The sequence below is a fragment of the Bacillus sp. 01N42_2 genome, from assembly GCF_056399565.1.
On the sequence record NZ_JBFTRO010000006.1, the window covers coordinates 63,813 to 84,577 of the forward strand.

At 36.9% G+C, this 20,765-nt stretch carries 23 protein-coding genes and 2 pseudogenes; 10 read left to right on the plus strand and 15 right to left on the minus strand.

Annotated features, from left to right (window positions below; translation table 11 throughout):
• Positions 1–171: 171 nt before the first annotated feature.
• Positions 172–942, minus strand: coding sequence for a TSUP family transporter (locus tag AC1DN5_RS14100; protein ID WP_095242162.1), 771 nt, complete (start codon positions 940–942; stop codon positions 172–174).
• Between the two features lie 160 nt (positions 943–1,102).
• Positions 1,103–1,273 carry a TauD/TfdA family dioxygenase gene (locus AC1DN5_RS14105; protein ID WP_223152404.1) on the minus strand — a complete coding sequence of 57 codons (171 nt, stop codon included), beginning with the start codon at positions 1,271–1,273 and terminating at the stop codon, positions 1,103–1,105.
• Between the two features lie 411 nt (positions 1,274–1,684).
• Here AC1DN5_RS14105 and AC1DN5_RS14110 point away from each other — a divergent pair.
• Positions 1,685–1,946 (plus strand): annotated as a pseudogene (locus AC1DN5_RS14110) (T7SS effector LXG polymorphic toxin); the annotation flags it as partial.
• Between the two features lie 34 nt (positions 1,947–1,980).
• On the opposite strand, the gene AC1DN5_RS14115 reads toward AC1DN5_RS14110, so the two are convergent.
• The 3 genes from AC1DN5_RS14115 to AC1DN5_RS14125 form a co-directional block, all read right to left on the minus strand.
• Positions 1,981–3,429 carry a DHA2 family efflux MFS transporter permease subunit gene (locus AC1DN5_RS14115; RefSeq protein ID WP_064778170.1) on the minus strand — a complete coding sequence of 483 codons (1,449 nt, stop codon included), beginning with the start codon at positions 3,427–3,429 and terminating at the stop codon, positions 1,981–1,983.
• A 164-nt stretch (positions 3,430–3,593) separates the two neighbouring features.
• On the minus strand, positions 3,594–4,781 hold the full coding sequence (locus AC1DN5_RS14120; RefSeq protein ID WP_045925207.1) for an MFS transporter: 1,188 nt from the start codon (positions 4,779–4,781) through the stop codon (positions 3,594–3,596).
• 291 nt (positions 4,782–5,072) lie between these two features.
• Entirely contained in the window at positions 5,073–7,412 is a 2,340-nt protein-coding gene (locus AC1DN5_RS14125) for a molybdopterin-containing oxidoreductase family protein (protein ID WP_366970144.1), read from the minus strand.
• Between the two features lie 238 nt (positions 7,413–7,650).
• On the opposite strand from AC1DN5_RS14125, the gene AC1DN5_RS14130 reads away from it, so the two are divergent.
• Positions 7,651–8,529, plus strand: coding sequence for a LysR family transcriptional regulator (locus AC1DN5_RS14130; RefSeq protein ID WP_049627941.1), 879 nt, complete (start codon positions 7,651–7,653; stop codon positions 8,527–8,529).
• A gap of 449 nt (positions 8,530–8,978) precedes the next feature.
• Positions 8,979–9,434, plus strand: a complete 456-nt coding sequence (locus AC1DN5_RS14135) for a CarD family transcriptional regulator (protein WP_366970143.1) — start codon at positions 8,979–8,981, stop codon at positions 9,432–9,434.
• A gap of 615 nt (positions 9,435–10,049) precedes the next feature.
• On the opposite strand, the gene cspC is transcribed toward AC1DN5_RS14135, so the two are convergent.
• Together cspC and AC1DN5_RS14145 are read right to left on the minus strand one after the other, a co-directional pair.
• Positions 10,050–10,253, minus strand: a complete 204-nt coding sequence (cspC, locus tag AC1DN5_RS14140) for a cold shock protein CspC (protein ID WP_003156143.1) — start codon at positions 10,251–10,253, stop codon at positions 10,050–10,052.
• A 355-nt stretch (positions 10,254–10,608) separates the two neighbouring features.
• On the minus strand, positions 10,609–10,740 hold the full coding sequence (locus AC1DN5_RS14145; protein ID WP_082083375.1) for a molecular chaperone TorD family protein: 132 nt from the start codon (positions 10,738–10,740) through the stop codon (positions 10,609–10,611).
• A 183-nt stretch (positions 10,741–10,923) separates the two neighbouring features.
• Between AC1DN5_RS14145 and desA the strand changes: the two genes are divergently transcribed.
• Positions 10,924–11,952, plus strand: a complete 1,029-nt coding sequence (gene desA, locus AC1DN5_RS14150) for a Delta(5) desaturase DesA (protein ID WP_342007394.1) — start codon at positions 10,924–10,926, stop codon at positions 11,950–11,952.
• A gap of 184 nt (positions 11,953–12,136) precedes the next feature.
• Here desA and AC1DN5_RS14155 read toward each other — a convergent pair whose 3' ends face one another.
• Positions 12,137–12,775 (minus strand): NAD(P)-dependent oxidoreductase, encoded by a 639-nt coding sequence (locus AC1DN5_RS14155; RefSeq protein ID WP_099744887.1) that lies wholly within the window; start codon positions 12,773–12,775, stop codon positions 12,137–12,139.
• 198 nt (positions 12,776–12,973) lie between these two features.
• Between AC1DN5_RS14155 and AC1DN5_RS14160 the strand changes: the two genes are divergently transcribed.
• Complete coding sequence (locus tag AC1DN5_RS14160) at positions 12,974–13,417, plus strand: Rrf2 family transcriptional regulator (protein ID WP_049627938.1); 444 nt, start codon at positions 12,974–12,976, stop codon at positions 13,415–13,417.
• A gap of 125 nt (positions 13,418–13,542) precedes the next feature.
• Here the strand turns inward: AC1DN5_RS14160 and AC1DN5_RS14165 are convergent, their stop codons facing one another.
• Both AC1DN5_RS14165 and AC1DN5_RS14170 read right to left on the minus strand, forming a co-directional pair.
• The gene (locus AC1DN5_RS14165; RefSeq protein WP_327816083.1) at positions 13,543–13,626 is read right to left on the minus strand and encodes a hypothetical protein; all 84 of its coding nucleotides are present in this window, start codon (positions 13,624–13,626) and stop codon (positions 13,543–13,545) included.
• Positions 13,627–13,923: 297 nt separating this feature from the next.
• Complete coding sequence (locus AC1DN5_RS14170; RefSeq protein WP_016937147.1) at positions 13,924–14,364, minus strand: MarR family winged helix-turn-helix transcriptional regulator; 441 nt, start codon at positions 14,362–14,364, stop codon at positions 13,924–13,926.
• A 432-nt stretch (positions 14,365–14,796) separates the two neighbouring features.
• On the opposite strand from AC1DN5_RS14170, the gene AC1DN5_RS14175 reads away from it, so the two are divergent.
• The 3 genes from AC1DN5_RS14175 to AC1DN5_RS14185 all read left to right on the plus strand — a co-directional run bounded on the left by AC1DN5_RS14175 (position 14,797) and on the right by AC1DN5_RS14185 (position 16,642).
• Positions 14,797–15,216: an organic hydroperoxide resistance protein gene (locus AC1DN5_RS14175; protein WP_029575264.1), complete on the plus strand. Its 420-nt coding sequence runs from the start codon at positions 14,797–14,799 to the stop codon at positions 15,214–15,216.
• 74 nt (positions 15,217–15,290) lie between these two features.
• A complete protein-coding gene (locus AC1DN5_RS14180; protein ID WP_366970142.1) occupies positions 15,291–16,238 on the plus strand; it encodes an alpha/beta hydrolase in 948 nt (315 codons plus the stop codon).
• Positions 16,239–16,384: 146 nt separating this feature from the next.
• On the plus strand, positions 16,385–16,642 hold the full coding sequence (locus tag AC1DN5_RS14185; protein ID WP_366970141.1) for a MarR family transcriptional regulator: 258 nt from the start codon (positions 16,385–16,387) through the stop codon (positions 16,640–16,642).
• A 448-nt stretch (positions 16,643–17,090) separates the two neighbouring features.
• Here the strand turns inward: AC1DN5_RS14185 and AC1DN5_RS14190 are convergent, their stop codons facing one another.
• From AC1DN5_RS14190 to AC1DN5_RS14205, 4 genes and pseudogenes are all read right to left on the minus strand, one after another.
• Complete coding sequence (locus tag AC1DN5_RS14190; protein WP_016937151.1) at positions 17,091–17,615, minus strand: NAD(P)H-dependent oxidoreductase; 525 nt, start codon at positions 17,613–17,615, stop codon at positions 17,091–17,093.
• A gap of 182 nt (positions 17,616–17,797) precedes the next feature.
• Complete coding sequence (locus tag AC1DN5_RS14195) at positions 17,798–17,926, minus strand: phosphatase (protein WP_076983039.1); 129 nt, start codon at positions 17,924–17,926, stop codon at positions 17,798–17,800.
• Positions 17,883–18,011, minus strand: a pseudogene (locus tag AC1DN5_RS14200) (tetratricopeptide repeat protein); the annotation flags it as partial. The pseudogene AC1DN5_RS14200 and the gene AC1DN5_RS14195, both read right to left, overlap by 44 nt.
• A 69-nt stretch (positions 18,012–18,080) precedes the next feature.
• The gene (locus AC1DN5_RS14205; RefSeq protein ID WP_016937153.1) at positions 18,081–18,722 is read right to left on the minus strand and encodes an FMN-dependent NADH-azoreductase; all 642 of its coding nucleotides are present in this window, start codon (positions 18,720–18,722) and stop codon (positions 18,081–18,083) included.
• Between the two features lie 197 nt (positions 18,723–18,919).
• Here AC1DN5_RS14205 and AC1DN5_RS14210 point away from each other — a divergent pair, with 197 nt between their 5' ends.
• On the plus strand, positions 18,920–19,423 hold the full coding sequence (locus AC1DN5_RS14210; RefSeq protein WP_198698398.1) for an RrF2 family transcriptional regulator: 504 nt from the start codon (positions 18,920–18,922) through the stop codon (positions 19,421–19,423).
• Positions 19,424–19,798: 375 nt separating this feature from the next.
• Positions 19,799–20,149, plus strand: a complete 351-nt coding sequence (locus AC1DN5_RS14215) for a TQO small subunit DoxD (RefSeq protein WP_441397065.1) — start codon at positions 19,799–19,801, stop codon at positions 20,147–20,149.
• 89 nt (positions 20,150–20,238) lie between these two features.
• Here AC1DN5_RS14215 and AC1DN5_RS14220 read toward each other — a convergent pair whose 3' ends face one another.
• A complete protein-coding gene (locus AC1DN5_RS14220; protein WP_366970171.1) occupies positions 20,239–20,742 on the minus strand; it encodes a tunicamycin resistance ATP-binding TmrB in 504 nt (167 codons plus the stop codon).
• Positions 20,743–20,765: the final 23 nt, after the last annotated feature.

Sequence of the window (20,765 nt, forward strand, 5' to 3'; positions counted from 1 at the left end):
GGAATAACCGTCTGCGTTTAATCTAGCCCAATCAGAAAGAAAAAGAGCAGGAGTAATCCTGCTCTTTCATTCAAAACTTTAATTTGGATGACGAATTTCGTAAACCTTTTCGACTTCTTTACCTATTAATTAGTATGCAGACTGCAAACAGAAATACTCATATCGCCATCATCAATAATGCATTATAAAATCAAAGATATTTTTTCCTATTAAGATAACAGTAACTAAAATAAATAACATTCTCACATAGGTTACACCTTTTTTAATTGCGAAGTTAGATCCCACAAGCGCTCCTAATATCATTGATATACCCATTGGTACACCATATAAAAAATTAATTTTATGAAGAAAAAGAAACATAATTAGAGCTGCAATGTTACTGCCGAAATTAAGAAATTTTGCATTTCCTGCAGATTGTAAAAAATCGAAGCCTATAATCAAAAAGGCAAATAAAATAAATGAACCCGTTCCTGCACCTAAAAATCCATCATAAAAACCAATAGCGAATATTACAAAAGAAAAAATAATGGCTTTTTTCCAAGTCAGTTTTTTATAAGTAGATTCATTACCCCAGTTTTTCTTCAAAATAGTGTAAATAGCTACACCTACTAAAAGAATTAATATTAATGGTTTTAATAATTCAGACGAAATAAAATTGACAACTAAAGCACCCAATAAGGACCCTATAAAAACAATCGGAAACAATTTAGAGACTAACTGAAAATTAACTTTTCCTGATCTTATAAAGGAAATCGTACTCGTTAATGTACCCATTGTACTGGCTAACTTATTTGTAGCGATAGCAACTGAAGGCGGGAGACCTGAAAATAACAAAGCTGGTATAGAGATCAGTCCTCCTCCTCCCACTACTGAATCAATAAAAGAAGCAAGAAATCCGAAACATACTACTATTAATAGTGTATAAAAATTAATATCCTCCACTTATAAAATCCCCCCATAATGGTAAATAATAAGAGTGATCAAACTATTTTTCAATAAATAGTTTGATCACTCTGTCCATTATTTTTGCAATTCAAGTTCGATTTTTAAAAGCATACATACATGACTTTTAATAGAACGACTTGCACTTGATTTATTACTATCAGCTACAGCAAACATTCTTTGTAACCATCTGTCTTTCCCCATATTTTGGTTTAAAGGCCGTTCGAGCATGTGCCGCTAAATGGTTGTCTAATATAATAAGGTCACCAGGTTTTAGAACTACTCCTGAAGACACTTCCGATAGTGCTTTTTCAGCTCTTCTAATGCCCATCTGGCTTCATCATTTAATCCTTCCATTAAGGAACCATGAATACATAAGTCCGGTTTAATAAATCTTTTTCATTTCAATCCCTTAATGATTTAATTCCAGTATATAAAAAATTTTTTAAAAATTCCACATCTTATTCATTTCCTTTAGGTGACACGTATGGATACGTTCAAAAACACACCAAAAATTCAGGTGTGTTTCAAAAAGGCACTCAAAATTGTAAATCCATTTCACTTGTAATGAAGGTTTGTTGCATTGCACTTTCTAACTCCACATTCATCATTTCTATATGTTTGGATAAGTTGGGTTAACCATAATTAGTTAACAAAAACCACCCTTACTTTCCCACTTCTATTCCCATTACGTTCAATTTATTACCTATCCTTCAACAATTTTTTGGGAAGCCCATAACTTATCTATGGTGATATTTGGTTATTAAGTCGCCAAAAAGATTATAAAGAATTGAAAAATCAAATGATTAATTTGAAAAAGCATTTAAGGCTGTTGCTGATCTTGATGATTGTGAGTTCTCTGGGACGGGAGCAAACAATATTTAAAGCATTTTTTCACGATCACACAGGTGTCTCCGTTCAATGGATTGATTTAATTGAAATGAAGATCGTTTTCCTTTAGCATTTCCGATGTGCTGGAACATGCCAGCTTATCCGATGCATTTTAGAAGAAAACGACCTTTCTTTTTTGTTTTAATCTTAGGATAAATCATCATTATCTGTTTCAAGATACTGGTCTTTTTTCTTTAAACTAAGGGCTAAAATGAAAGAGACCACCGCAAAGACAATTGCTGCACGATAAGCTGTATGAACACCTTGGGTCATACTTTGTATGTTCAACACCGTTTTGTTGACTTCGTTTGTATGTTGAATATAATGCTGCGAAGCCGCAGCCATAATACTTGTATAAAGAGCCGGACCGATTGCACCAGATACTTGGTTAATGGTATTAGAGATTGCTGATCCATGAGCATGCAGCTGTTTAGGAACTTGATTTATCCCAAGAGTCATCACAGGCCCTATACTCAACCCTACTCCAATTGTAAATGCTGCATAAAGAATGGCAGCTGTTGTCGTAGTCGTTTCGTTTGAAATCTGAGTGAATAAACTTAAAACGATCATTAAAAGAATTAAACCAATGATGATCAGCGGTTTAAAACCAACTTTATCAAACAATCTCCCGCCAATCATCGCTGTAAGTGCCAGCGTGATTCCGCCAGGCAGCATAAGAAATCCCGTTTCTACTGGTGTCAAGCCGGCAGCTGTTTGAAAGTAAAGAGGTAAAATAAGCATCATCGAGAACTGAATCATCATAATGAGAAACATCAGAAACATCGCTCTTGAAAAAACGGATGACGTAAATGGTTTCATGCTGATCATAGGTGACGAAAGCTTCGTTTGCTGTCTGACGAAGAATGCAAGAGCCAGCACCCCAACGACAAGCGTAATCCATACGATTGGGTTTCCCCATCCAGATGCTTCACCAGCTGTACTAAATCCATAAACAACTCCGCCAAACCCAACTGTCGAAAGAATCACGGATGGAATGTGAATCGTCGGTTTAGATGTTTCAGACACATTTCGAAGTTTAAAGACAGCTATTATCAAAATAAGCACCGCTGCAATTAAAAGCCCCAAGAAAACGATTCGCCATGAATAATATTGAATAATTAAACCAGAAATGACAGGTCCGATCGCTGGAGCAAATAAAATCGCTACGTTGAAAATTCCCATCACAGTTCCGCGTATACTTACCGGTACAAGTGTTAACATTGTACTCATGACTAATGGTAAAACAATACCTGTTCCCAATGCTTGAATCATACGGCCAATAAAGAGCAAAGAGAAAAATGGCGTAATAAATCCAATCAATGAACCAATCACATATAAACACATCGCTGTGATAAACAGCTGCCTTAGTGTAAACCGTTGAATTAAAAAGGCTGAGACCGGTACGGATATTCCGATGATAAGCATATAGCCGGTTGACAGCCATTGTGCGGTGCTTGTTGTAACGTGCAATGTTGAAATGATGCTGGGCAATGCCACATTCATTACAGTTTCACTGATTAGGCATAGGAAATTCCCTAAAATTAAAATGAAGAGAATGACTTTGCTTTGTGTACTCATTTTTTCATTTGTTGTCATGACTTTTCACCTCTTATATCGAAAATAGCTTGTTCGCTGTCTACCTTCAAGGAGCAATACTTTTTTCGTCAGGGACAGTGCAGAAGCGCCTTCAATCCAAGAAGAACCCATTGCCTTGTTTCTTCCGTTTCATTTCCCTATCATATACACGGCTTCACTGGTATTTATTTTACAGATATCACCTCTTCTAAAACATTAGCTGGTTTAGTGAGTTTCCAACCTAGTAAGATAATAATCAGACCTAAGGTGATAAGAAGATATAATGCAGGAACAAAACTTCCTAAATAATCATGAAGAAAACCGATGATAAACGGACCCACTGCACCAATCATATATCCAATTGCTTGAGTCATCGCTGACCAAGTACTTGCTTCTATAGATGAAGCTGTTTTATCTATTGGTAATAATAAGGTTAGCGAGACAAGACCCCCGCCGCCAATCCCTAAACATATACTTGAAACAACAGGTGTTAAGTTCGTAAAACATAAAAGGGATAAACCAATCATCACACTCAGGGTAAAGAATGTAATCCAAAATCTTCTGCTTGGTATTACCCTCAAGAGACTGGGCAATAAAAGGGTAGCTGGCAGCTGCGCAAGCATAGATATTGTACCGATAAGACCTCCAAATGCTGAAGTTCCTCCTTTTTCCTCTACAATTGCCGGCAGCCAAGCTGCAAAACAATAAAATAAAAGAGTTACCAAACCTACAAAAGAAGTTAATAACCAGGCCTCTTTATTTTTTAAAGGTAAGGACGCACGCCTCTTTTGTGACGCTTTATTTGTGTGATGATGAGCGTATTTTGTCACTATAAACCAAAGTGGAAGAGCGACTAGAGCAAAAATACTCCAGAATGCTAATCCGTTTTTCCATGAATCATTGAGCAAGCGTTGAAGCGGTGTCGTCAGCCCAATAGAAATAGATGCACCAACGACCATTGAAGTAGAATATATGCCTATCATAGATGCTGCCTTCTCCGGAAAGTAACTTTTAATGAAGCCAGAGAGCAGAGGGCTGACAATCCCAATTCCTGCACCTATAAACAAAGCCGTTATTAATAGGTATGTTGAGGAATTTGAAAAGAAACGTAAAAACGTTGCAATACCTATACAGGCGATAAAGAATGTGATAATTTTCTCTGATTGATAGCGATTGGCTAAACGACCAGCAAATAACGAACAAAAACCAAAACATAATAAAGGAATAGAAGTGAGTAAACTTGCTGACGCAGAACTCATGCCTAGTTCCTTCGTTATTCCGTGTAATACCGGGCTGACTGAAGTGATACCCGGCCTAAGATTGAATGCAGCTAATATAAGCGCAAATAGAAATAATCTATTACGATTGATCATAGTTGTTACCTCCGATTAATTTCTTAAAGTTTAATTCTCTCTAATGGTACATGAAGTTCTTACATGAATAAAATGCATATTAATTATGTGGGAGATAACAAAAATGGTATGAAAAATCGCAAATTCAACTTAGTGACGGCTGATTTTAAAAAAGTCACAAGTCTGAGGTAATACGTTTATTGAAAAAACAAAAGCTGATTTCTCCAACGCTAAGGAGCCATCAGCTTCATTGTTATGTCTTTACATGTATTCTATCACTTATCATTAATACTTAATTTGCAAAGAATGAATCTATGACATCTTATAAATCTGGCAACGATATGATTTTAAGGGTTCGGAACCTGACATGGGATCCAGCTGCTCTATACCTATCAATTGATTCACGTTTGCACCTTCAGCTGAAAATGGATCAAATCCTAATAACTCTAGTTCATCACACTTATCCCACCATCCCGCTTGAGTATATACCGTACCCACGGGTATACTTTGTGTCATTCGAGTGACTGCCTTCATTCTGCCATGAGGAGATACCAATTGAATCCATTCTCCATCATTTAATTTATACATATGAGCTGTTTGTGGGTGAATCTCAATAAAAGGATCAGGATGCATTTTCCTTAGTTTAGCAATATTTCGATGCTGACTATGACAAAAAGATTTTAATTTATTTGAAGAAAGAACTAACGGAAAATCATATAATTTATCCTGATAATACGGAACAGTTAATGGTTTTTCAAATTGGGGCAACGGATCATATCCATGCTGTAACAAAAACTCGGAATAAATCTCCAACTTCCGCGTTGGCGTGGAAAAGCCACTGACTCCTCCATTCTTTTTTTCACTATATTTACAATAGTTTACTTGTAGGGGGATTGATATCCCTGCAGGCTGAGAACGAAGTTGATCTAATGTTAAATTCAACGGTTCCAGATAGTAATTAAACGCCGCTTCAATATCCCCATTCCAAAACTCTTCTTCATAGCCCATTTCCAATGCCAGATCCATTATAATTTGCAGATCAGGACGAGTTTCCCCAGGAGCCTTTGACATTGCAGGGTTATATTGAATATGTTGAGCTGTTTGTAAACTCCCTTCAAAACCAGCCAACAGACTTGGCGACTCCCAGGCATGCGCCGCAGGTAATACAATATCTGCAAACCTTGTCATAGGGCTATGAAACATATCGACATGGACATGAAATTCTAGTTTTTTTAAGGCCTCCATCATATTTCCGCTTCCCGGGTTTTGTGTGACCATATTACTCCCAAAACTTAATAACGCTCTCATAAGATAAGGCGTTTCGTTCAATACAGCATCGGCAAAATCATACCCTGTTGCGGAAATTTTCGGAGCACCTAGGGGCCTCTTCTCTCTTCCTAAACGTTTCTGTTGTTGTGAACGCGTAATCAAATTTTGATCTTTAATTGGATTAACCGGTAAAGACGGAAGGATAATATTCCCTCCCCGCTTATCAAAATAACCGGTCAGACTGTAAAGGATACATAATGCTCGATTGGTTGATGAACTATTTACATGCTGTTCTAAGCCATTCCATGAATAATAAGATATCGGATCTCCATCGCTTAATAATTCCCCAAGTTCCACTAATTTTTCATATGGAACACCCGTTATTTTTTCCACCTTTTCTATCGTGAAAGAAGAGACTCTTTTCATTAATTGAGAAAAAACAGTTTCTGAAGAAACGCTTTCATTTGTATATTCACCTGTAAGCAAAATATTTTCTGACCATGTTTGAGGATCTTCCCGGGTATCAATTTTATATGGCTTCTCATTCTTATCAAGAGCTAAAAATTCATATGGATGATGATTTTCCGGCCGAAGGAATTTCCCCGTTTGCTTATCCATTAAGAAGGGGGCATTGGTCCAATTAAGCAGAAATTTATGATCAAATGAATGATTCTCAATTAAAAAGCGAATACAGCCTAATATTAAGGCACTATCAGTTCCATGATTCGGAGCAATCCATAAATCTGCCGCTGCAGCTGTCGTTGTTCGGCGCGGGTCAATTACGACTAGTTTGCTCCCTCTTTTTTTCGCTCCCATGAGCCTTTTCCATGTCTGAAGATTCGTATCTGCTGGATTGTGTCCCCATATCAATATTAAATCAGCATGTTCAAAGTCGGGTTGAGGCAATCCAACACCGTACGTGTATTTTGATCCCTCATCCCTTGCCCATTGGCAGACATTTGTATGGGAAATATAGTTGGGAGTGCCGTAAAGATTCATCAAGCGCTGCAGGTATGGCCCCCAGTTAAAACTTCCGCTCGCACCAACAGTTGGAAAAGTGTATGATACCGATTCTGCCCCTGTTTCAGAACTGATCTGTTTTAACTTATCAGTAACGGTTTGTATGGCTTCTTCCCATTTTATTCTTTTCCATTTCGGTTCTTCCCCTTTTGGATTCGTTCTTTTTAAAGGGAAAAGAATACGATCAGGATGATTGATTATCTGAGGGGCTGACGCTCCTTTTGGACAGATTCCCCCATTCGGATGACTTTTATCTGGAATCACCTTTTTTAACCGATCATTTTCCGTAATGGATATAACCCCGCATTTTGAAACGCATTGCGAACAAAACCCCGATCTTCTTTTTTCACTAGTATTCATCATACTTCTCTCCTTTTTAAGGTTGAGTTGATTAGTGATAACAAAAAACTAGGAACCTTTTCAGCCGAACATCTCAAATAAGGATCACATATCCTTGTGATTCTTATCCAGCTCTTATTGAATGTCTTCCGCTTGTCTACGGTTATTGTTATTATCTTGATGTTTCATTCTCTTTTATGGTACATTAGATTTCATCATAAATAAAATGCATATTAATCATATGGGAGATAACAAGAACGATATGAATAGATCGCAAATTCAACTGATTGTTAAGATATCAGAAACAGGAAGTTTTACAAAAGCCGGTGAAGAGCTGCACATGACACAGCCTGCGGTAAGTCGTGCCGTAGCAACGATTGAATCGCAATTAGGGACGAAGTTAATTAAGAGAAATAAGAAGAACGGGTTGTTTTTTACTGATATAGGAGAGCGTGTCTTAATTAATTTTAGAAATATCCTGGGTGAATTACAGAAAGTAGATGAATTAATTGCAGCTGAACAAGGATTAGAAATAGGCAAGGTTCATATTGGAGCTTACCCAACTGCGTGCACTAGGTTTATTCCCAAAATTATACGGACAATGGAAGATAAGTATCCTGGTCTTGAAGTTAAGATTTCGGAAGGAAGTGTAGATCAAGTCAAAGAATGGTTACGTTCTAAATGTGTTGATGTAGGAATGATTATTCCTCCCACAGAAGATTTCGATATCGTGCCCTTAATGAAAGATCAATTGATTGTCATTATGCACTCGAGTCATCCTTTATATCAGAAAGAAACAATAGGTATTCCCGACTTACAAGATGAGGATATATTACTTGGAAGAGGCGGTTATGAGTTACAAATTCACTCTTTATTCAAAGAATTTAAATTGAAACCTAAAGTACGGTTTGTCATTGATTATATAGACACAGCATTATGTATGGTACAAGAAGGATTAGGAATTACAATTACAACGAAAAAAAACATTCTATCACTACCGGAAAATGTCGTTTTTCGTGAATTAAAGCCAAACACGTTTAGAGAAATCGGTATAGCTGTTCCAGATATGAAAGATATCTCTAAAGCAACAGATGTCTTTATCCAAACAGCTCGTACTCTTTTCGCTAATGAAAGTGATTAGCATAAAAAATACCTGGGGTCTACAACCCTTGGTATCATTGAGATGCGGCCGAGAGGACATGAACCTCCGCGGGTTATTCACCCACTAGGCCCTCAACATAGTAAATCCATATCACTGGTTATGAAAGCTTTTTTTCATTACACTCTCTATTGTGCCCATATAGATAGCAAACATGTCATTAATGTCAAGTCATGAACTCCTAATGGATATTTAATAACTCATTTTCAATGAAAAACTGAACTCTGATCATTAGTCAAGATTCTAAGATATACACGGACCAATCGTCCTTCCCTTTTTTCGAAATCCCAATGGTTCCCTCTTGTTTTGATGTTGTTTTTTTAAAAAAAGTTATTGACACCAAAAAATTATCATGTTATTATTATAAATTTGATATCGCTTTCCATATATGTTAACCTTAAGTTGAGTTACCATATATGGAGGTGGATGATATGTTTCAAATTGGCGATAACATTGTTTATCCAATGCACGGAGCAGGTATAATTGAAGCCATAGAAGAAAAAGAATTCTTAGAGGAAAAAGAACATTATTATGTCATAAAAATGTCAATCAGTCATATGACAGTTATGATTCCAACGCGTAAAATAATGAGTTTAAATATACGACCAGTTACTGATATACTTGCATTAAAACACATTATCCACATTTTTCAGCATGGAGAATCAGATAAGTTGCTGCCGTGGAAACAAAGATATAAAGTAAACACAGACAAAATAAAAACGGGTAAAATCCAAGAAGGTGCTGAAGTTGTACGTGATTTAATGCGTATGAAGAAAGAAAAAGCACTTAATGCAAGCGAAAAAAAAATGTTGGATAGTGCATATGAATTTTTGATTAGTGAACTGGAAGTTATTAAAGGAATCACTGAAAATCAAATAAAAAGTTAGATAATGTTTGCTTTCCAAAACATCCTTAAGTTTTCGGAAAATTACGATTAGACGTTTAACTTCTTCAACTTACTTTTAGAACATTAACCTCTTTTATTACTCCTGCAATCTAATCTGTCTTATTTTTAAATTTCTTCAACGAACATTTTAATTTTTATCAAAAACTCGATGGAATAGTCACTTGATTTTTGTAATCCTGATTCACACTGGCACGGACAAGGAGACGTAAGGATGGAAGAGAGGCAGGGTTTTCATTGTTTTAGGTCTAAGTGATTATTTCCAGAAGAAAAAACAACCCCTCTCCTCTTTATATTTAAGAATTTCTTACAACTGCTTCCACAGTGAATAGCAATTGTTTATCTTCTTTTCATAAAAGAGATATGCGAATTGTAACAAAGAATAACATACCGTTACAAATCATTTATATATATTCCACATATCGTCAATCCGTTATGTTATACTGTAAACAATCCTTTGAGGTTTTAAACCTTTTTTTTACCTTGTAGCATCTGTCCCTACTCGAACGTTGAGTAGGGTTTTTTTATTCAGTATTATACAGAGAACATAAAAAAACAGGCCCTATATAAAGAGCCTGTTTGTATAAACGATTGAAGATTAAGCAGTTTTTTGAACGTTAGCAGCTTGAGCTCCACGAGCACCTTGCTCAACGTCAAACGTTACTTTTTGACCTTCGTCTAAAGATTTGAATCCGTCACTTTGGATTGCAGAAAAGTGTACGAATACATCGTCTCCATTTTCACGTTCGATAAATCCAAAACCTTTTTCTGCATTAAACCATTTAACTGTACCTTGTTCCATTTTTGTTGCCTCCTAGTGTGTTACACATTGTATTACTATCCTTGCCCAAAGTATCATCAAGACGAAAAGTCGATATTCATACTATCCTTTACACGAACAAAAATAATTCTCCTTTATCATAACACGAAACGGAAATAACTGCAAATTAATATCATGTTTCATTTTGTTAAACGTGTCGATACGAGTGCAAAATAAGATGCCTATTAACAACGATGGTTTGAAAACACCGTGAAAATGGATCACGAGTGTCTTCAAAAAAGCTCAGCTGTTTCTTGTTCAAGTACAAGATATTCTTTTAAAAGCAGGGCTGTTCACTGGTATAGCTTTGTTTCTGCAGATGTTTCCAAACGATCACTCAGGTATACTGTAATGTTTGTTCTTCAAACAATGAATGTTTACGGTCTAAATAAACCGATCCCCATAGGGGAGCATGGAGAGAGTTTGGCCCGATAAAGAGCTGGGTATAATCTTCATACGCTTTTTGTATCCCGGCTGGCCATTGCTCATAAAGATTTAATCGAGATGGAGATCATTTTCTGACCTTCAATCATTTTACATAGGATGAGGAAAGATACTTATTATACAGGGAGGATGACAGCTGGGACTTCAAAGGCCTAAAACGTTTTCTATACTTAGATTAAGAACATCAGGGAAGGGGAAACTTTTAAAAATGAATGAACAAAACCTAAGGACTTTGAGAAAACTGGTTACCCCTTACGAAAAGTCCGATTCACAAAAAAGCATTTATCAAATCATTAACACATTGGTGCCATTTTTCCTGTTATGGTGTTTGGCCTATAAGAGCTTGTCGATTTCTTATATCCTTACATTAGCGATTTCTGTCGTTGCAGCAGGTTTTTTAGTGAGAACCTTCATTATCTTTCATGATTGCTGCCACTATTCCTTTTTTAAGAACCGAAAGGCGAATCGAATCCTTGGAACAATTACAGGAATTCTGACTCTGCATCCGTTTGATCATTGGGCACACGATCATTCTGTCCATCATGCGACAAGCAGCAACCTGGACAAACGCGGTACGGGCGATATTTGGGTACTGACTGTTGAGGAATATAAAGAAGCCTCAACTAAGACAAAAATAATGTACCGTTTGTACAGAAATCCGTTTGTTATGTTTATTATCGGACCGATTTACGTCTTCGGGATAACCAATCGTTTTAATCGGAAAGAGGCAAAACGCAAAGAACGGATGAATACATATGTAACCAACCTGGGGATCGTCGCTTTGGCAGCACTTTTATGTTGGGCTATCGGCTGGAAAAACTTTCTGCTGGTCCAGACGCCAATTTTTATGATATCGGGATCCCTCGGAATTTGGATGTTTTATATTCAGCATACGTTTGAGGATTCATATTTTGAAGAAGATGAGCAGTGGGAATATGTAAAAGCAGCCGTTGAAGGAAGCTCTTTTTATAAGCTTCCAAAAGTCATGCAATGGTTAACAGGCAATATCGGTTTCCATCATGTTCATCATTTAAGCCCAAGAGTCCCAAACTATAAGCTTGAAATCGCACATAACAACACTGAACCATTGCAAAACGTTCCGACCATCACACTGGCAACAAGTCTTAAGTCGTTAAAGTTCCGCCTATGGGATGAAGAAGGCAAAAAATTTGTTGGTTTTAAACACTTAAAAAAAACTTCTAAAAGCCAAGTATCAGCTCGGTTAAGAACGGATTAAAAACTAATCGATGATAATGGGCAGTGTATCTTGCAGAATAAAAGTGCAGACTCGCGCAAAGATTTTGTGCAGAGATCAGCACTTTTTTAATGCCAAATGCACTTACAACAAAAAATACCAAGGGTGTCAAAACCCTTGGTATCATTGAGATGACGGCTGAGAGCCTTTGTTTCTGCTCAATAACTTATTCAGCTTCTCCAACAACTGTAAAGCGTTCATTTATATGTTTTGGATTTTCGATTTCATCCAATACTGCAATTGCATAGTCTGCATAGCTGATATAACTTTCGCCTTTCGAATTCACAAGAAGATGATCTTTTCCTGACTGATAAAATCCAGTTCTTTTCCCGTCTGGGTCAAATACCGCTGAAGGACTGATAAATGTCCAGTTAATATCAGAAGTTTCCTTTAGTTCTTGCAAGTTACGACCTTGCCCTTTAGCTGTTGGAATAAAAATCTCAGGGAAATCAGGTGTATCCATTACACTGACAGTTTTATTTTCGTCTACATAAAGACTCCCTGCTCCTCCTACAATTACAGCTCTTGTACCCGTTCCTTTTAATGCCCTAATTAATGCCCGGCCAGCATCTACATGTGCCTGTTCTTCTCCTAATGGAGCACCGAAGGCATTAACTGCTACATCTAACTTTTTTAGATCATCCGATGTAAGATCAATTATATTTTTTTCAATGATTGAAATCTTATCCTCTTTAAGTTTTGCAGCATCTCTTACAATTGCAGTTACTTCATGTCCCCTGCTTACCGCTTCTTTCAAGATAAGACTTCCAGCTTTTCCGGTTGCACCAATGATTCCAATTTTCAATTTAAAGTCCTCCTAATCATTCAAAATTTTAAATGTAACCATATTGATTACATGTAATCATTTTAGTTACATTATATTTATTTGTCAATACGTTTATCATCTTGTTAATTGAGCATATTAGAGTAAAATAAACTTGTAATACATTCAGTTACAAGTGTACTATAAAGAGTGTAAAGTAATTAGGATGGTGAAGAAATCATGTCTATTAGCAGCCGTTTTGCTGTAGGAATTCATATATTGGCTCTTGTTGAAATAAATGAAGACGGAATTAGCACTTCTGAATTTTTAGCTGGGAGTGTAAATACAAATCCCGCCTTAATAAGAAAAATTATGGGGATGCTGAAAAAAGCAGGTTTAGTAAATGTACGGCCAGGTATTGCGGGAGCCGAATTAGCGAAGGATTTAACTGAAATCACCTTACTTGATGTTTATAGAGCAGTTAATGTTGTTCAAGATAAAGAATTATTTAGTATACATGAAAATCCCAATCCTCAATGTCCTGTAGGCCGGAACATTCAAAGTACAATTGGTCCAATATTTGAAATCGCCCAATCTGCCTTGGAAAAAGCTCTTGGGCATATCACAATTGAGGATGTGGTAAAGGATATTATTGAAAAAGAAAAATTGACCAATAATTGTTAAATGATTTCACAGAAAATCTTTTATCAGACTGGGGATAAGAAAAATCAATAAAACAAAAAGGGACTGGATCATATTGAATCCAGCCCCGTATTGATATTGATTTTTCGATTAAAAAAATGGCTTTTTCAAGTAGTAAGCTTGCGAGAACTTTCTTCTGGTTGATAAAACGCAAGCTGAATATACTTCCCGTCATCATATACACGAATTATAGCGTTATCTCTCTTGTACTCATCTGAATCCTCGCATTACTTTTCTGACTTTCTTCTCCTGCTTCATCACTTCATTAATTGCATTATCCTATTTACTACCGCCGCACGCAGTCAGCAGAAGGATGAAGATGACTGACAAATCATACGACCTACTATAAGTAAGTGGACAGTAACAGATAAATTTCTATAAACAAAAATACCAAGGGTATCAAACCCTTGGTATCATTGATGCGGCCGAGAGGACTTGAATCTCCACGGGTTATTCACCCGCTGGGCCCACCATCTATATTCATAAAACTATTGCTCAGTTGTCAGCATGTTAAGTAAATTACGAATTTCCTTGTTATAACTTTTAATTTCTTCTTCATTACAACCGGTTTTATCAAATACTGCATTAGGAATTAATGTGACTTTTTCTTTAAACTCATTCCCTTCAGTTGTTAACGTTATAATTACACTTCGTTCATCCTCTTTTGAACGCTCTCTTATAATAAGACCTCGCTCCTCAAGTCGTTTTAAAACTGGAGTTAATGTTCCGGAGTCTAGATATAATTCTTCGCCTAAACCTTTAACAGATATTTTTTCCTTCTCCCATAAAACAAGAAGAACCAAATACTGCGGATAAGTAATTCCTAATTCTTTTAAGAGAGGATGGTATAACTTTATCATTTCACGGGAAGCTGCATAAATCGCAAAACATAGATGATTACTTAACAGTAATTTATCATCATTCTTCATGTTAAATCCCTCACAATATTTATATTCATTGTTACACATAATAGCACAAGAATTACATTAAGTAAAATTGAATGACTAACAATTTAATTAATCATAACTTATATACATGGAAAATCATCTTTATTTATAACCATAATGTGTTTGAGGTGCATTCTTATTATTACCGATATAGATACTTCTACTATATTGTTTAGACCCACTCGATTTATTGAGCCGCCAATAATATGATCTCCTATTTTCTCAATATGGTAATTATGTACACTAACTTTAAACTGCCGAAAACTGGTCTTTATTTTAGCCTAATCAATAATTTAGAGGATTTTAATCGCGAATTTCAATTGAGAACAATTAAATTTTTAAAAATTTAATTGACAACGCTATTTAGATTGGTTAAAATTCAATTGTGTTAAATTTAATTTATAGGGGTGTTTGATGATGACAGTATATTTTACAGCAGAAGCTACAACAAAAGGCGGAAGAGAAGGTCATGTAAAATCTAATGATCTTATTATTGATTTGGATTTAGCTATGCCAAAACCAAATCAAGTATCCACGGCGACAAATCCAGAACAATTATTTGCAGCAGGCTATTCAGCTTGTTATGACAGTGCTCTTCATTTAGCAGCCCAAAGAAAACGATTAAAAATCGAATCAGCAGTTACTGGTAAAGTAAGTTTATTAAAAGATGAAAGTGATAATGGTTATAAGCTCGGAGTTGTTTTGGAGGTGGAAATTCAAGGGGTATCTCAAGAGCAAGCGGAAGAATTAACACATGCAGCTCATCAAGTATGTCCATATTCTAAAGCTACTCGCGGAAATATTGATGTACAAATCATTACAACAGCAATGTAAGACGAAAGATGTCAAGATCAATAGATAATAGAATAAAAAAATAATGATTAAAACATATATAAGGAGAGATATCTATGTTAAAGAAAGTACAATTAGAAAAAGCAGCTCAAGAATTTGCAGAAGCAACCGCGAACCCACCCTATCTATTCGACCTTGGACCTGAGAAAGGACGAGAAGCTGTAGATGAGGTCCAATCTGACCCAATTGATAAACTGCCAGTTGATATTGAAGACATTATGATTTCAGGAGGGCCGAGCGGACAGGTATCAGTAAGAATAATGCGCCCACAGAATGCGCCTGCGCACCTTCCTGTCATCGTGTACATTCATGGAGCCGGCTGGGTATTCGGTAATGAGCATACACATGATCGGCTCATCCGTGAGCTAGCAGTTGGAGCACAAGCTGCTATTGTCTTTCCAAATTACACCTTATCTCCAGAAGCAAAATATCCGACAGCCATTGAAGAAATCTATGCAGTAGTGAAGTGGGCAGCTGAAAATGGCCGTGAGAACGGCATGATTCCCGAGAGTCTAACAATTGCAGGTGATAGTGTTGGCGGCAATATGACTGCTGCTGTCACGCTAATGGCCAAAGTACGCGGTGACTTGAATATCCGACAACAATTACTTTTCTATCCGGTAACAGACGCTTCTTTCGATACAGAATCCTATCATCAGTTTGCTGAAGGATACTTTTTACGCAAGGACGCGATGATGTGGTTTTGGGATCAGTACACAACCAATTCGAATGAGCGTGCTGAAATTACAGCATCACCTCTACGTGCAACTACTGAGCAGCTTCAAGGGCTTCCGCCTGCATTGATTATCACAGCTGAAGCTGATGTACTTCGTGACGAGGGAGAAGCATATGCCAATAAACTTCGTGAAGCCGGTGTTCCGGTCACTGCCGTACGTTTCCAAGGTATCATTCACGATTTCGTGATGCTCAACGCCTTAGCTAAAACTAAAGCTGCGCGCGGGGCAATTGATCTTGCCACAGCCTGGTTGCGTAAAGGGTTTTAATTCATCTATTGTTCGTCACATAGAGACTGCCGCAAATAAATAAAAAACAAACAGATCCACTCAAATAATTGAGTGGATCGTATATTTATTCATACAATGATTATATAAATACAGCACGTGATTATGGTACCGATGAGATCTTTCATATGGTTGAAGTACACACTCTCACTGTTATTGAAGAGAACCCAGGAATTACAGTTACTGAGGCAGCGTTGAAGCGGAACCGAACAAGGGGTGCTGTATCACAGATTATCTCTAAACTGGAAAAACGCGATTTGATTATAAGAAAAAAAGAAGGCAGAAACGCCAAGAATGTACATCTGTATGCAACCGAGCTGCTGGATAGACCTCTTGACATGTATATGACCATCTTAATAAACAAAAAGAGATGGCTGACAAATTAGATGACTTCCTATAAGTTAGTGGACACTTTTGGTCACAAAACACATAAAAAAATACCAAGGGCGTCTAAACCTTGGTATCATTGATGCGGCCGAGAGGACTTGAATCTCCACGGGTTATTCACCCGCTGAGCCCTCAACCTAGTAAAAATATGTCGTCATTTACAAAAGCCTCTATTCAAAGCATCTGTTTATTTTATTGACAGCTATTTTCATCATTTTTCGTGAATTCTGAGCATATATTGGGCACCGATTAGAGACCAAGGAACTCTACATTTCATCAAGAAATATGTACTCATTGCCCTGCTGTAATTAATTTTAAGCCCTCGCTCTATGCTCCCCTGAATTCAGTATTCGATGTAAAACTTTGAAATTAAGTTTATTAAAATCTATCACAAACCCTTATTTTCACAACACATAATTTGTTTCAGCCTCCCTTGCGAATACCGGATCAATGCTCAGCTTTAAGATAGTCAACCAATTTCTCCGCACTGTTCTTAACATCTTCTTTTGAAAGGTGAAGTGTCCCATATTGTGTAAAGGCAGGAAGAAAACGCATTCCTATATAGTTAGCAGTGACTTGAAACGGTCTGATAAGCTCGCTGATCGTGATATTATATTCTCCGCCTGCTTGATAATCAGATTCCGGTGCGCCTAAGGAGATAGCTAAGAGTAGTTCTTTTCCATGCAATTTAGTTCCTCCAGTTCCATAAGCCCAGCCATGTGTTAACACATCATCTTCCCATTGTTTGAGTAACGCGGGACTGCTGTACCAATACATTGGGAACTGAAAAACGATACGCTCATGATCTAACAGGAGCTGCTGCTCTTTTTCTACATCAATGATAAAATTAGGGTATTCACCGTACAGGTCATGAACCGTAATGTCATTCTCTTGCTTTAAACGATTCATCCAGGTTTTGTTGACAGCGGACGTTTCCAAATTAGGGTGTATAACGATAACTAATGTTTTCATTTGACTGATTATCCTTTCTTCGCCGATTAGTTATTCTTGCTTTTGCGATAATGAATTGATTCTAATTTTAAAATAGCAACTTTATTACACCTATTTTATCCTTTTTCAAAAATTCAGGGCAACTAATTGGGCAGCAATTATAGTCAAAAAAAGGCCTACCCTTTTAAAAAGATTAAGCCTTTTTAGTACCCTCGTGCGCCTACCCTATCAGCAGCCACTTTGACTTCTGTACTTTGATCATCTTGCAAATAAGTTATTGAAAATACACTACTTAAAATCTCCGCTGTCAAAAGAATCCGCCTGATTTTCATTAATAATCTCCCCTTGTTTAATTTTTCGTCTTGCTTCAATACTCATACGATAATATTCATTAGAGAGCATTAAATTTCCTTTTTGTATTAATGCAGGAAGGAGGGCTCGGCCAATTACTCCAGTCCCCCCAGCAACAATGATCTTCACTATTTCTTATTTACCTGCTAATCTTGAAGCAGCTTCTTCAACTTCTTTATTTGCTTTTTGTAATACACCCTCCGGATTTAGTACATCTGTTCCTTGCACTCGGATAGTTTGATAATCCTCAATACCTAAGAAATTGAACATTGATTTCAGGTATTTATGAGAGTATTCAACTTCTGTATACCAATCATTATTTGTATAGATTCCTCCGCTTGCTTGGATGACAAGCATTCTTCGTCCGTCTTTAAGCAGACCCACTGAGCCAGTGTCCGTATATTTAAATGTTTCACGTGCGATCATGATATTGTCCATATAGTCTTTTAATTTTGATGGAATATTGAAATTATGCAAAGGTAAAACGATGACATATGTTTTTGCGCTTTTGAATTGTTCCAATACTTCTGTCATGCGTTCTGTTACTTTTTGTTCCTCGCTTGTCAGTTCTTCGCCCTTGCCTGCCTTTTCCCATGCGCTTAAAACTGTTTTATCAATCATAGGCACTTCATCACTATATAAGTTAATTTGCTCAAGCTCTTCACTCTCTGGAATTAATTCTTTGTAAGCCTCTAAAAAGTGGTTCATTACCCCTAAACTGTATGACGATGTATCATCTACTTTTGGATGTGCGTTAATGATAAGTGTTTTGCTCATTTGAAACTCTCCTTTTAATTTATATTGAAGACTAATTTAATCGACGATTGACTCGGTCTCTAATATAAACCCTGTATTTTTTTTTGTCAAACGGAACAAATAATATACCTAAAGAAGGGTTTTATGATTGACTATCACCAAAAATACTCCTAAGATACAATGTGATAACCCTTAAAATCAAAAGCAGGTGAGTTTATATGCAGTATAGTGTTGGGGTTGAATATGCTTTACATTGCCTGGTTTATTTAATAGATGTTCCCTCCAAGGAAAGTGTCGGGATTCGGGACCTTGCAGAGTTCCAAGGACTTTCAGAAACATTTCTTTCAAAAGTTTTCGGTAAATTATCTAAAGCTGGTATTGTAAATTCTGTCCCTGGTGTAAAGGGAGGATATAGGTTAGCAAAAACCCCAGAAGATATTTCCTTTTGGGATGTAATAGAGGCTGTTGAAGGACCAAAACCCATTTTTCAATGTAAAAATATTGTAAGCAATGGTCTGCTTTATCGAGACAAATGCGACTCCTGTGAATCCAGCAATTCCTCTTGTACAATTAACTTGGTAATGCTTGAAGCAGAAGAACACATGCGTAAGTATCTTCGTAATAAAACGCTCGCATGGTTAAATAAAGAATTGGACGCAGTATTGCCTAAAAAAACCAGGATAGATACTCGGGAATACTTCATAAAAAAAAGCTCTGACTAAATTAATTAGTTAGAGCTTTTTTGTGCTTAAAGGTGCTTTTGCCAAGTCATATTATATTTTTCGTTTTTCATCTCGACGTTTGAATTTGTAAAAACAATGCCGTACCTATTGGTGCTTCTCTTGCATAAGAAAGCGCAAATGTTTTACTTATATTAAAGGCTGCATTAATCGTCGGTTTATATAGTCTCTTATAAACAAGAATAACAATCTTCTTATTTAACGGACTAATTTCAAAAAAGGAAGGAGAAATGTAAAATGAAAGCATGAATGACACTGTATCTTAGGCTCGCTTGAGGAATTAGCTTTTTATCTTCTGCAGCCGATCGATTCGGAATATGGGGGACACCTGGCAAGCCTAATGTCGTATGGGGAAATATTGAAAATCACACGGATGATGTTGCTGCCTTAACTCCTTTTATACCAGATGCTCTTGTACCGATAGCAGGATGGATAGCAACTATTTTTGAAACCATCTTAGGAATACTTTTGATCATTGGTTTCAAAACAAGAATAACTGCTGTATTGAGTGGTGCTATGTTGATTATTTTCGCTCTAGGTTTAACTGTAGGAACAGGTTTTAAGACTTCTCTTGACTATTCTGTATTCTCTGCATCTGCAGGTGCATTCATATTAATTTATTTTAAAAAAATACCCTATAGTATAGATGCTTTACTGATGAAAAAAACTGTAGAGGCTAAATCATTTTCACTAGAGTCAGACAAATAGCCCCAAACCTCTAAAAAATAGGGAAAGAAATTTTGAAGCATAAAAAAGGAGCAGACATAAAGTCTACTCGGGCTTTCTGTGCGGGATCTTTATTTGATGCGGATATGATTTAGCTTTACCATCAATCTGTCGGTGAACCTTCGGAGGTGATCCGCAAAAACTGGTGATGACAATCCTTCAATGCAACGGCCGATTTGTTTGGCGGCCCATGAATTTTTTCCTTCTGCTCTTGTGCGCAGCCGTTTTAACAAGGTTTCCTTTGAAGCCATTAGTGTAAAGTGGTGAACCGTCTGACCGTCATGTCTAAGTCTGCCGATGATCTCATAAAAGTATTCAGGATGTACAATCGTCATAGGCACAATGATGATGCCGCGATATGTATCGGCCAGAGAGGCTAACAGGCGGTTATTGAACGTCCGCCATAAGGGATAGCTTTGAAAATCGTCTTCCGCGATCTCCGGCGGTATCATGGAGCGCAGCGCAAAACCCATCTTCTCAGGATCATACACATAAGATGCTTTCAACCTTCTGTGCAGTTCGAAGGCCGTTTGTGTTTTTCCAGAACCGAAAGCCCCGTTTATCCAAATGATCATCTCCATTTCTCCCTTCTTATTTA